The sequence below is a fragment of the Lacrimispora algidixylanolytica genome, from assembly GCF_003609635.1.
Lineage (GTDB): Bacteria > Bacillota > Clostridia > Lachnospirales > Lachnospiraceae > Lacrimispora > Lacrimispora algidixylanolytica.
Genome location: NZ_MCIA01000007.1, coordinates 45,396 through 58,504, shown reverse-complemented (window position 1 = coordinate 58,504; position 13,109 = coordinate 45,396). Strand labels below are relative to the sequence as shown.

The 13,109-nt window shown below is 40.7% G+C and carries 13 protein-coding genes; all 13 read right to left on the bottom strand.

The genetic code is table 11. The annotated features are described in order from the left end of the window. Window positions 1-9: 9 nt before the first annotated feature. On the bottom strand, window positions 10-636 hold the full coding sequence (locus BET01_RS05835; protein WP_120195834.1) for a stage III sporulation protein AG: 627 nt from the start codon (window positions 634-636) through the stop codon (window positions 10-12). Further along, window positions 584-1,240, bottom strand: a complete 657-nt coding sequence (locus BET01_RS05830) for a stage III sporulation protein AF (RefSeq protein ID WP_243117135.1) — start codon at window positions 1,238-1,240, stop codon at window positions 584-586. The genes BET01_RS05835 and BET01_RS05830 overlap by 53 nt, the downstream gene beginning before the upstream one ends. A gap of 5 nt (window positions 1,241-1,245) precedes the next feature. Next, entirely contained in the window at window positions 1,246-2,430 is a 1,185-nt protein-coding gene (locus tag BET01_RS05825; protein WP_120195832.1) for a stage III sporulation protein AE, read from the bottom strand. Window positions 2,431-2,447: 17 nt separating this feature from the next. Next, window positions 2,448-2,834 (bottom strand): stage III sporulation AC/AD family protein, encoded by a 387-nt coding sequence (locus tag BET01_RS05820; RefSeq protein ID WP_120195984.1) that lies wholly within the window; start codon window positions 2,832-2,834, stop codon window positions 2,448-2,450. A gap of 57 nt (window positions 2,835-2,891) precedes the next feature. Next, on the bottom strand, window positions 2,892-3,086 hold the full coding sequence (gene spoIIIAC / locus BET01_RS05815; RefSeq protein WP_024838702.1) for a stage III sporulation protein AC: 195 nt from the start codon (window positions 3,084-3,086) through the stop codon (window positions 2,892-2,894). A gap of 10 nt (window positions 3,087-3,096) precedes the next feature. Further along, a complete protein-coding gene (locus tag BET01_RS05810; RefSeq protein ID WP_120195831.1) occupies window positions 3,097-3,627 on the bottom strand; it encodes a stage III sporulation protein AB in 531 nt (176 codons plus the stop codon). After that, window positions 3,620-4,624: a stage III sporulation protein AA gene (spoIIIAA, locus tag BET01_RS05805; protein WP_207667576.1), complete on the bottom strand. Its 1,005-nt coding sequence runs from the start codon at window positions 4,622-4,624 to the stop codon at window positions 3,620-3,622. Before spoIIIAA ends, BET01_RS05810 begins: the two co-directional genes overlap by 8 nt. 199 nt (window positions 4,625-4,823) lie before the next feature. Next, the gene (locus BET01_RS05800; RefSeq protein WP_120195829.1) at window positions 4,824-5,951 is read right to left on the bottom strand and encodes a glycosyl hydrolase family 8; all 1,128 of its coding nucleotides are present in this window, start codon (window positions 5,949-5,951) and stop codon (window positions 4,824-4,826) included. A gap of 12 nt (window positions 5,952-5,963) precedes the next feature. Further along, the gene (locus tag BET01_RS05795; RefSeq protein ID WP_120195983.1) at window positions 5,964-6,863 is read right to left on the bottom strand and encodes a carbohydrate ABC transporter permease; all 900 of its coding nucleotides are present in this window, start codon (window positions 6,861-6,863) and stop codon (window positions 5,964-5,966) included. 14 nt (window positions 6,864-6,877) lie between these two features. Next, window positions 6,878-7,813, bottom strand: a complete 936-nt coding sequence (locus BET01_RS05790; protein WP_120195828.1) for an ABC transporter permease — start codon at window positions 7,811-7,813, stop codon at window positions 6,878-6,880. 72 nt (window positions 7,814-7,885) lie between these two features. Next, window positions 7,886-9,571 carry a type 2 periplasmic-binding domain-containing protein gene (locus tag BET01_RS05785; RefSeq protein WP_120195827.1) on the bottom strand — a complete coding sequence of 562 codons (1,686 nt, stop codon included), beginning with the start codon at window positions 9,569-9,571 and terminating at the stop codon, window positions 7,886-7,888. A gap of 127 nt (window positions 9,572-9,698) precedes the next feature. Then, the gene (locus BET01_RS05780; protein ID WP_120195826.1) at window positions 9,699-11,288 is read right to left on the bottom strand and encodes a response regulator transcription factor; all 1,590 of its coding nucleotides are present in this window, start codon (window positions 11,286-11,288) and stop codon (window positions 9,699-9,701) included. A gap of 12 nt (window positions 11,289-11,300) precedes the next feature. After that, window positions 11,301-13,070 (bottom strand): sensor histidine kinase, encoded by a 1,770-nt coding sequence (locus BET01_RS05775; protein ID WP_120195825.1) that lies wholly within the window; start codon window positions 13,068-13,070, stop codon window positions 11,301-11,303. Window positions 13,071-13,109: the final 39 nt, after the last annotated feature.

Below are 13,109 nucleotides of genomic sequence, written 5' to 3'. Positions count from 1 at the left end.
CACTCCTTTTTATTCCACCCTCTTTAATACTTTTATTTTATGTGGGGGCAAGTTAAATAATGCTTCCATGGCACTGGAAATTTCAGCTTTTACCGTAGGACTGCCACCACCCTGGGCACTTATGATGATTCCTTCTATTTCTGGACTTATCTCTTTCTCCACAATGGGAGCCGTATTTTCGCCAGAACCGGTCAATATTGTACTTTGTTGCAGCTCTTTATTGGTGATATTTCTGGTTCCGCCAGAGCTGTCATTTTCCACAGTCGCTGAATCTGATGTTTTGTTATCCACCCTTAACACCTGTTCCTTGGAAGATTTTAATACAATCATCACATCCACCTGACCAACTCCCTCAACGGTTTTTAAAAGTTTTTTTACCCTTAATTCCATCTGTTCCTCATAGGTGCGGTCTGCTCCTGCGGCCACAGCCGTATCTTTTCCTGCCGGCTCTGTCACAATTCCTTTTTGAAGCTCGGTCTTGTTTTTGCTCTCCGATGCCGCTCCTATCTTTCCTAATGTACTTGAATTAGAGGGTATCGCAAGGATCAGGATAATCATTCCAATCGCCAGTAGGATCAGCCATTTATCCTTTCCCATCTTCCACTTGAATTTCAATATCCTGTTCCTCCAAACCATAATATTCAGCAATCTTCTTTCTAAGACCTGATACTTGTGAATTTTCTTCTTGTCTTACATTTCCTCCTTGACTCGGAGGGGATGGCGTAATCTTTATGCCTTCCACTTTGGCCACTTTTTGGATCGGTTCCATCCCTTCTGCTGCCGGGATCGCCTCTTCTTCCTCTTCTACTGATTCTGGATTTAATACCAAAGATACCCGAACCACATGACCAAAATTTTTACTGTCCTGATCTTGATTAATCTCTGCCTTTGAAGCATCGCAGGAAAAGCCAGCTGAAACCGCCATGGCTTTTAAATCTCCAGAAACAGCGTCCTCGTACTTGGTTATCATCTTATCAAGCCTTTGTCCATCCATCTTGGCCATTTCACCCGTTAACTCTGTCGCCTCCTTTTTTAAGCTGATGGACTCAAAATAATAAGCCAACGTATCATCAAGCCTTAGTCCACCTGTAATTGGCTTTAAAACCAGGAGAATTAAAACCATACCTGCAAAAAAGCGAATATATTTCTCGTATTTTTTGTTAGGCAAAAGATTTGCCACAACCGTAATAAATATAAGATAATAAATAATACTGCGTATCCATTCAAACAATTGTTCCATGTCACTCACCCAGAAAAATACGTTACGTTAGTTGATGCACATACAAGCGCAATGGTTATTACAAATAAGAGGACTCCAGAAGCGGCAATGGAAAGGAGCAACTTATGCCCTTTTGCAATATCCGAAATACAGGAGACGATCCTCTTGTCACAAATTGGCTGTAACAAGGCTGCCACACACTTATAGAGAAACATTAAGACCAATAGCTTAATTAGAGGAATGGCAGAAATGATTAAGAGAATAATGATTCCTGCTGCACCAATGGTGTTTTTAATAACGACACCAGAACCAAGGACCATCTGGGCTACCGAGTTTATTCCATTGCCGATTCCTGGTATTGCACCTGCTAGCTTTTGAATCGCCCCAGTCTTCATGGAATCCACGTAAGGGAGAACCATTCCTTGTATAATCTGAAATCCCAATACAATTCCTATCATAGTCTTTAAACTCCAGGATATGATTTGTTCCAGCAGCTCTGTCATCTTTGAGAGCATGTCTTCCTTTGTTATATGGCCTGCCATAACAAGAAGGGCATAGACACGTACCAAAGATAAAAGAACCTGCCCTAAGAGCCACTGGGCACCTGCTATGACAAAAAGGGTGAATCCATAAGATGCCGCTGCTGCGGTACTCCCTCCTGCAAATGCCACCGCCAGGAAGTATGCTGGAAGAAGGGCCTTCATAAATCCTAATATCTGCCCAACCACATCACTTACAATGGATACACTGGTAAAAAAGCTGGCTGCCAAATAGGTAAACAGCAAAAGGTAAGTAACAAAAAAACCAGTTTCTGAAATCTGACTTCCTGTAAACACACTAGAAAAATTAGAAAATACGGCTCCAATGATACCCAGTATGATGATCTGACCCATCATGTGTCCATTGGTTTTTATCTCCCCTAACAAAAGTTCCTTAATTGCATTCCCAACTTTTGCCATCACCTGATCTAGCTTGCCACTGATTAAATCCATCATCAATTCTTTAAAGTTAAGATCTAGACCCTTTGTCCCATTTCTGCCGTCTAAAAAGCTTTGAATGTCGGATAGGTCGTATTGGTCCAAATCAAGGCTGTCCACTTCTGTAGCGCTATCTTCGCCACCTTTTTGAACGTTTAAGTCTGCTGCAAAACTGCTCATGGAAAAAAAGATAAGAGACAGAAAGCAAAAAAGAAAAAAAGTAATTCTTTTCATGGCCTTTCCCCCTTCTGTCATGATACGAATACTTGAAGCGTCTCAATGAGCGCCAGTAGTATGGGCATGCTGACTGCCAAGACAGAAAGCTTTCCAAATATCTCAATCTGGGTCCCTACGGCCCCGTATCCCGCATCTTTGCAGATTCCTGCGGCAAATTCTGCAATATAGGTAATGCCAATCATCTTTACCAGGGTAGACAGATAGATATTGTTGATCTTAATATAGGACTGAATCTCTTTCATGGTATCTAATATGGAAGTAAGCTTTCCTAGACCATAGAAAAAGATCAATAAGCCTGCTGCCATTACCACATAGGTCCCATATTCCCCCTTGACTCCTTTTAAGGAGACTGCCAATATAACTGCAATAATTCCAGTTACTGCAATGGTTACTACCGTCATATTTCCCCTTTCCCGCCTGCTCTCCAGGGCATAAGGGCATGCCTGCAAGGCGCTCACCTACAATGCAAACAGATTTTTGATGGATTCAAATAACTGGTATATGTAAGGCACAAGCCAGAACAGCACCAGGACCAGCCCCGCAAGGCTTGTTAAGAATGCCTGCTCTTCCCGTCCGCTATGCTTTAAAACCTGGCATATGACGGAAACCAGAATTCCAACTGCTGCAATTTTAAATATCAAATTGACTCCCATGCTATCCTCCTTAATACATTACTATGGTAAGGAACAGTCCGCCCATAATTCCAAGAGTGCTATAAAGACGACTTTTTTCCTGCTTATGCTTTCTTAAATAACCAATGGTCAGATCAAGCTGTTCCAGGTACAAAAGAATGTTTCTCTCCTGCATGTCCATATCCAGATATCCCAGATGCTCACCCAGTCCTTTTAAATTCTGTTTGTCCTCTTTGGATAAGCAGACTTCTTTTGGCAGATTGTCTATCTCCTCCTGCCAAACCGTAAAAAAAGGTTCTGCCTGCTGTCTGATCAGCCGTTCTGCTACTGCTACAAAAAGATCTCCCATTCCTCCTCCTGCCTTTTTTCCGGTGCGTTCAAAGGCCTCTGTCAGAGGAGAATTGGCATATACGATTTCTCCTTTTAATAGAAGAATCATCTTTTTAAGCCTTTCCACTGTTTTTAAATGCTCCGTCCACTGAGCTGCCATATAAAATCCTAGTCCAGTGGAAGATATAATCACAAGTGCAGCTCCCAATAGTTTGAAATAAGTTCTATCCATAAGCCCACTCCTGCCTGTCCCATAGCTTACCCACTGGTTGTAGTGGAGCTTTATAAAGCTGGGTCCCTCTGGAATCGTATATCTGGTCTATATTTCCAATCCGTCCCTGGCTGTTTAAGATGATGTATCGTTCAAAGGTCCTCTCCTCCACCAATTTACGAAGAACCGGCTTTTGCTTAATGTCATCGATAGAGCTTCCATGAACGGTGGCAATTAATTTACAACCGCAGTTCATTACATATTCCACGGCTTCTATGTCTTCCCTGCTGCCGATTTCATCCACTGCTATTACTCTGGGAGACATGGTGCGAATGAGCATCATCATTCCTTTTGCCTTTGGACAGCAATCTAAGATATCCGTTCGTATTCCAAGTTCATTTTGTGGTACACCCTGAAAGCAGGCACCAATCTCGGAGCGTTCATCAACCACTCCTACCGTAACCCCAGGGTGATCTTTAACCCCGTCAGATATCTGCCGGATTAAATCCCTTAGAAGAGTTGTTTTCCCACACCTTGGAGGTGATATGATGAGCGTATGACAGATGTCGTTCCCTCCCCCATATACATAAGGCAGGACCGGCTGAGCACAGCCCTTTACCTGATGAGATAGCCTTACATTGATAAAAGATATGTACTTCATGGTCTTGATCCCGGATTCGTCTAATATGGTCTTTCCTGCGATGCCAATCCTGTGACCACCCTGTATGGTAATAAATCCCTGTTTCATCTCTTCTTCAAAGGCATACAGGGAATGGTTGCTCATATATTCCATGGTCTCTTTCAGCTCATTTTTTGAGGCAACGTAAGCATCTGTTCTTTCCTGGCTTAAGACACCGTTAGTAGCCACATAATACTCTTCGTTTCTATAAATCATTAAAAGAGGGCCTGCCGCCCGGAGTCTTATTTCCTGAACCTCGTTAAAGTCCACAGATACCCGGTTTAGAATCTCTCTTATATCCTTCGAAAATATATTGATAAGCTCGTCTTTCCTCTCCACCATCATCCCTCCTCTTAACTCAATATATGTAAAGAGGGACAAATTATACCAGAAAAACTTTTCGATACAATAAAACAAACGGCCCCATCTTTCCATGAAAGATAAGACCGTTTTCACGCTATATAAACTTATCTGCAAATGGTTTCACCACAAAGCAGATCAATCACAAAGCTTGTTACATCCCCCTTAAAACATCCCCCTAATAAATTCTATAACACCCCCCTAACGCTAGTAATGCAAAGAAATACAGACAATTGTCATAATACCTTCGGTTGCCCTTTCTCAGTGGAGTATTCCAAAAACGGTGAACCCATTCCCTTTTGTATTTGCCATTCGAGGCTAGGGAAGCCTGGGCGTTGGTTGCAATGATTGCAATCGGATGAAGGGAAGATACTCTTTCAACCTTTGTACCGTCAATGAGATAAACTCCGTTCACATCCCCCCTTTCACTAAAAAAGCACTGGAGCTTATCCGCTGTTTCACAAGCCCATTCATCCTTTGGAAACCAGAGATGATCAAGGCTGATGTTTGCTATGGTGCGGTAAGCATCGCTGTAATACCAGTCATGTCTATCTTTTGAATCTGGCAACCTGTTTCTGGGAGTGCCGTTATAATCCGCATACTCACCACTGAGACCGGTTGCCGAGTTGCATGCTTTCTTTAGATATAACCGACTCGTCTTTGCTGCCTTTTTAAAGAACTTTCGATCTTCCTCATAAGCCCATAAGGAAAACAATTCATAAAAATGTGGCAGATGATAGGACGGGTCCGTAAAATCACAATTTGGAATAAATTTAATCAAATGGTTGTCAAGATTCCACATGGGGTCTCCATCGCCCTTTTTTTCGCCCTTATGTAGGCAGGAATGAAGAATGTCCTTTGCCTCTTTGGAATAGCAAAAGATTCCCTTTCCATCTCCCCACCGATTGGAAGCAAAGAACAGTGACATGGCAAAATACTCTTCCCCATCTGGTGCCGGCCCCCATGAATTTTTAGTTCCGTCTGTCTGACAGGACCAGGCAAAATACCCTGCATTCTCCCCTTTGTCCATATACATATAGGTTTTAGACCATTTCCATAGACGGTCAAACTCTTCTTTTCGGTCCATCTGTACGCACATCATCATAGCGTAAGACATCCCTTCCGTTCGGACATCATGATTACCAGTATCCTCTACGTATCCCATATCAGCTCCGACTGGATGGTAGAATCGCTCTGCTTTGCTTCCATAAAAAATCGTCTGGAAAGAGGAATCTATTTTCCTTCTTATTTCATCCTCGCCATAGCCGCATTCTAAAAATACGTTTGGATAACTCTTACGTCTCATACTGTTCCCTCCTTATTCCTTTACTCCTCCAATGGTAAGGCCAGTAACAAAATACCTCTGTAAAAATGGGTAGAGGCAGACGATGGGAAGCATAGTAAGTATGGTTGCCGCAGCTCGGACGGATGTTGGAGTTACGGTCCCCACCGCATTCTTCATGGATTCTACTGAGGTGCTTTGATTGGTCACCGAGGATAATAGCTTCATTAACTCGTACTGCAATGTAGTCAGATTCGAGTTCATCCGGTTGTATAACATGGCATCAAACCAGGAATTCCAATGCCCCACGGCACAAAATAACGCAACCGTGGCATATACCGGTTTGCATAAAGGAGAAATGATTTTTGTAAAAATAACCACATCTCCAGCTCCATCTAATTGGGCAGATTCTTCAAAACTATCTGGAATACCTACCATAAAAGTACGGATTACGAGCATATAAAAGGCACTTATCATTCCTGGAATAATATATACCAGAAAGTTGTTGGTAAGACCAAGTCCTTTGAATAAGAGAAAGGTTGGAATCAAACCTCCGTTTACATACATGGTAATAACCCAGAATAAAGATAACTGTCTTTTAAAGAGAAAACGCTTCCGGCTTACGATATAAGCGAGGATGGCATTGGCTCCTAATGCCATAAGAGTTCCTATTATGGTCCTTGCCACAGTAACATAGGCACCTACCAGCAGATTCTTCTTATGTAACACGGTGTTAAAATTTTTAAGAGTCCACATTCTTGGCCATAAATACAATCCCCCCCGTAGGGAATCGGTTCCATTATTAAGGGATATAACCAAGGTATTCCAAACCGGGTAAAGGGTTATGATTACAAATAAAATCATAAAAAACCCATTTAAGAAAACAAAGACTTTTTCGCCTACTGATGTTTTTTTACGTGTTGTTGCTCTTTTCATCATGCCTGACCTCCTTAGAATAAGCGCTCTTCTCCAGCTCGTTTGGCCATCCCATTCGCTATTAATATGATGACAATACTTACTACGCTTTTGAATACTCCTGCCGCTGTACCCAAGGAATAATCTCCCTGGCTGATTCCCCATTTCAGAACATAGATGTCTATGGTCTGGGAGACGCTTTGTACTAGTCCGTTTCCTAAAAGATACTGTACCTCAAAGCCGGCATTTAGAACATTTCCTGCATTCATCAAAAGGAGTATGATAATCGTTGGCTTGATTCCGGGCAGTGTGATGTATCTAATTCTCGCCCATCTTCCTGCGCCGTCAATGGCAGCCGCCTCATAAAGATTTGTGTCAATTGCAACGATTGCTGCCAAGTAGATAATGGCATTCCAGCCTGTTTCCTTCCACACGTTGGCAAAGGCCACAATCCCCCAGAAATACTTTGGGTGTGCAAAAAAGTTAAGAGGCTCCTTTAATAAATGAAAGCGTAATAGAAGATCGTTTACAATTCCAGTTCCCGAAAGAGCGTCATGTAAGATACCAGTTACAATAATCCAGGATAAAAAGTGGGGCAGATAGGATATGGTCTGAACTACTTTTTTCCCACCCTGAGATTTTAACTCATTTAAAAGGATTGCAAATACGATAGCAGCAACAAAGGTTACAACAAGATTAATAACTCCCATTGCCAGAGTATTTCTAATTACGCGAAGAAATCCATCGTCAACAAATAACTGTTTAAACTTACCAAGTCCTATAAATTGGGAATGAAAAAATCCATCCTTTGGCTTGTAGTTTTCAAATGCCATAAGCCAGCCTGCCAGGGGCAGATAACAAAATATAAATCCATAGATCACATAAACCAAAGACCATAGCAACAGCACTTTTTGTCGTTTCATTTCTTTCCAGTTGATCTTTCTAGTTCTTCCATTCACAACAGATGTCATGGTATCACCCCTTTACTGAAAAAACAGGCAGATGCAGTTTAAGGACAAATTGCTCTGCCTGTTCTTACGCTATTATTGTGCTGCTTTTTCTGAGAGTTCAATTCTTCGATCTACTTCCGGCTGTACTTCATCTAAAAATGCCTTAGGATTGCAGGTTTCATAAACTTTCATATATTCCTTCCAACCCTCTTCAAAATCAGGAGCCATAACTACTTTTGGCAGGTACTCTTGCTTGATTTCACGCATTTTTATCCAAGTGGTTCCACCTGGTGTTGCCGTTGTCATGGTGCCGACAAAGGTATAAATTGGGTACCAAGGACCTGGAATCTCATTTCTGCCAACCATATCAATGTAGTTTTTGCTGTTATAAGCTTCTAAACACTCTTGAACATTCTTTGGCAGACTGCTTAAGAATTCATTGGGCTGCTGCTCTGGCTTATTTGCATTGAGGTTATCCTGGCTCATTCCAGAATAGATAGGGAAATAGGAATAAGTACACATATGAGACGCTTTGTATCCAGTGTTGGTAACCTGCATACGGATTTCAGGAGTCCGGTAGAATAAACCATCTTTATCTACCATATAATCTACATCTTTTATGCCCCAGTTTCTAAGATTAATGACTTCCTGGCTTAATAAATCATTAATAAACTTCAGTGCCCCTTCTACATCCTTGCAGTCTTTGGTGATGGAAATACCGGACCCTACATTTACAGTGTCTCCTGAGGTATGCCATCTGCTTTGTACTCCCTCTTTAATGGTAATTGGAAGTGGCACATAATTACAGCCAAGATCTTCAAGTCCCTGCTGTTTTAATGCATCATTAACGGTATTATAAAAATCCCACCACTGATCAATCATTCCAAGCACACGGCCGGTGGATAGTTTTGCAATGTATTCATCGTATTTCTGAGTGAAGGATTCGGGATCAACGATTCCCTTTTTAAATTCCTGATTCAGTTTATTGAAATAGACCTTTGCTGTTGGTGTGGTATTGTAATCAATTACCTTTTTTGTCTCTGGGTCCACGATACAGCTTCCATCATTGGCATATCCGTCTAAGAACAGCGGAGCATTCTCCAGACAGAAATATCTCCAGTCATCACACAGGATGGTGTATGGAATATTCTTAGTTCCATTTGGCATGGTAGGATTGGCTTCCTGATAACGTTCAATCAGGTCAAAATACTGATCCATGGTGGTAACCTTTGGATAGCCTGCCCATTTCAGTACACGGGTCTGAATCCAGAAGGCTTCGTCGTTATGGGTTGTTTCCATCTCTTTTCCATAGCTGTTGTTAAACTGAGGAATCCAATAGATATGTCCATCTGCCTGACGCAGGCTTTCCCATTCTGTTTTAGTAAAAAAATTCTTTATATTCGGATACTTGTCTATGTAATCATCAAGTGCAACCAAGGCTCCTGCTTCATAGAGCTGACTACTTCCTTCACTTCCGCAGATAAAATCAGGATACTCTCCTCCTGCAATTAAGGTACCAACCGCTTCCTTCGCAGTCTGACCGGTCAACCATGTTTCCTTTACCTTAGCCCCTGTGATTTCGGCAATCTTTTGTTGAATCTCATTATCATCATTAATCTCATTGCCTGGTACTGCAACAAAATATGTAAACTCCTTGATTCCCCCATCATTCTTTGCTGCATTCTTGCCTTTTGATGACGCTCCCATGGAGCACCCTGAAAGAGTTGACATTATTACGGCACCAACTAAAAGCAGAGCTGTAAACTGTTTTCGTTTCAAAGCTTTTTCCTCCCTTTTATTTTATACTATAAGTTTACTTGAATCTGCTGTTTTCACAACTGGGGAAAGCATATAAGAAGACAGGGCAAATTATATATGTGATATACATAATTCGCCCCGTTTCGTTTTAATGCCTGGCCCCTTTTCTAAACTTTGACGGGGTACAACCCTTAACGGAGATAAACCGGTTTACAAAGTAATCCAGGTCATGATATCCCACTTCCTCTGCGATCTGATAAACCTTATCATCCGTTCTTAAAAGTCTAACTGCAGCCTGTTCGATGCGGCAGTTATTTAAGTAGTCCTTAAAAGACATCCCGTATTTTTTGCGAAAAAGCTGACCCAAATAGGCACTGTTTAAATAATATTTGTTGCTGTACTCTCTTAAGGTAAGATTTTTTCCATAGTTTTTCCGGATATCTTTTTCTACCTCATGTAAGATATCCTTTGATACGTGTTTGCGCAGCTGCTCGATATAATCTGCATATTCACAGGATAAACGGGTCAGGTGCTCCTTGCCTCCTCGTAACATTTCTCCTTCAAAGGAATTTTCACCAATAAATCGCATAATCTCTTCTTGGTTTACATAACTATCTTGTTCCGAGGCAAGATGTATGAACTGAAATAAGAGGTAGTTGATGTTAAGATTAACTGTATCCATGGTAAATCTCATATGCTTCATCTCTTCAAATAGCTGTTCTACACTTTGCCCTATTTTCCCCTTTGCATTCTGTTCCACAGCCAGAAGCAAATTGTCCAGGTGTTGTTTACATAATACAATTCCATTGTTATTAACCTGCACCTCTTTTTCATAAAAATAAATCGGGCGCTTATTCCGAAAGGCCTGGAAAGAGCGTAAAATACGGGCGGCTCCATAGGAAGTCGATATTTTAGAAATATCTCCTACCTTTTTCCCTACCAGCATGATGACTGGAAGCTTGATTGCATCGTATAAAGAACTTCGAAACTGTTCCAGAAATTCTTTCTGATTCATCTTTTGATTCTCCGCCATATAATCGCAGTAAAGAAAGCCAATATCATAGCTCTTTTCATGGCTTGTTACATCAAAGATGCAATGGTCTCCATCCTCCTTTAAGAAATTCAGACATGCATCGTAGAGTTTTCTTTGCTGGTTCCTTTTTTCCTCATCCATGAGCTCTTCCATTTGACCGATATTATCAATCTCAATGTCTACGTAACTGATTCCCTCTGACCACTTCATATGATCCCTGATGTAATCCAGATTAATCTGATCGTATTTCCCAAAAATAAGAGAAATCATATTTCTAGCCAGATAAGCCTTTTCCATTTTTTGCGTGTTTTGTTTTTGTGTATTATTTCCCTGACTTAAATAATTCAACCGATGTAGTACTCGAATTAATTCATCCCTTACAACGGGCTTAAGTATGTAGTCAAAACAGTCATTTCGGATTGCTTGCTGTGCAAAGGAGAAATCACTAAATCCGCTTAAGATGATAAAATAAGCATCTGATATCTTATCTTTTCTTATAAGCTCCAGCAACTCAAGCCCTGACATTACAGGCATCTTAATGTCAGCAATGATTAAATCCACCTTATTCTCTTTTAGATAGCTTAATGCCTCCATCCCATTTGCTGCTGTTTTGACAATCTCATATCCTTCTTCCTCCCAATCGATTAAAACCTTTAGGCCCTGCAAAATAAAAGGCTCATCATCCACTAACAATACTCGAAACATAAATATTCCCCCCTATTTCGATAGATATGATACCGGTATTTTTATGGTTATCATGGTAGATAACCCGGCTTCACTTTCTAAATCAAAACTGACCTTATCTTCCGTAGCCATCTTAAGCCGCAAGCAGGCATTTAAAATACCAACTCCTTTTTTATCTTTTAACTTATCAATGCTGGCATGCTCCATCTTATATTTTAATTCTTCTAAGAATGACTCCTCAATTCCTTCTCCTGTATCCTCTATTTCCAGATAAAACATCTCATCTTTTAAGTAAATTCGGACAAAAATCCAGCCCTGTGTTGACTTACTCTCGATTCCATGAACACAAGCATTCTCTGCAAACGTGACTATGGTAAGCTTTGGAATCCTGTAATCTAAGCATTCCTCCATGATATCAAGCTTATAGGAAAGCCTGTCCCCAAAGCGGTATTTTTGGAGCTGTAGGTATGCCTCTACAAATGATATTTCTTCTTTTACGGTTATGAAATCCGTTCCCCAATCGAAATTCTGCCGTTCCATCCTAGCGAGCTGTTCCACCATACAGGCTGTTTCTTTTTCGTTTTTTAGTAAGCTGTGCATTCGAATGCTTTCTAACGCATTAAAGAGAAAATGAGGGTTGATCTGGCTGTGCAGTGCCAAAAGCTCCGCATTCTGCCTCTCAATATCCATCTCCTGTTCTCGTAACCTGTCGATGTAAACCGTCTGAATCAAATCGTTAATGGTGGTTACCATGCGGTTGTAATTGCGCATTACCATTCCGATTTCATCTTCTCCCCTGACATTTTTTATTTCCATCAGCTTTTCATCATCTACCCGCTTAAATGCTTCACTAAGTTCCCTAAGGCGCTCGGTAAAGGACTGGCTGATCATTTTCATAAAAAACCAGGGGAGAACGGTATTAATCATAATGAGCAAGGAAATCAACGGGATGTTATTGATGATCTGGCTAAGAATAACTGTCTTTGGCTTTAAGACATAGATTTGAAGATCCATTCCATAAGAGGCAAAGGTAGTTTCATAACCAACCTGGCTTTGAAGATCAAAAGTATCAAAGTCATCCCATAGGCCGGAATGTCCTTGATTGGATAAGATTATTTTATTATTCCAACAGACATAAACTGGAGCATCGTAATTCATTTTCGTAAAGCTTTGAACCATGCTGCTATAATCAAGATCCATCTTTACGATCTTTTCAAATCCATCCCGCTGATAAAAATTTAATTTTCTTAAAAAAGTGATTCTCTTCTTGGCATCTACCGTTGGAATGCTACTACTATCGTAATAGATATAGAGCACCCCATCCTGATTGGAGGAGATTAAATAGTGATACCATTCCTGATCTCTTACAGGGGAAAGCCTTTTAAATTTTCCTCCGCTTACAATGGTTTGGTTGTCCGCATACATCGTAATTTTTGAAGCAGTGGATCCTATGCTGCTTTCAAACAGAGAATCTTTCATAAAAGCCTGATAGCTTAAATAGTAATCCAGTTGTGATTCAAATTGCTTGTCCAAAAACTGGTTGACGTATTTGTTCATATAGATTTTTTTGGTTGCACCTGCTGCCTCTTCCACGTCATAGAAGAAATTATATTTAACTGCACTGGCAATATTTTCCATGCCTCTTTGTACGTTTGCGTTTTCCGATGCAATGAATATGTAGATAATTACACTGTCTGTAATAATAAGTGGAAGCAACACACAATAGATATATAGAAATTTTAGCTTTTTTCTTAATTTATAGTCGTCTAATCTACTTCGAAATCGTTTCCATCTCTGCCCCATAACTGCCCCCTGTTATCTTTTGTCCCTATTTTATGATAT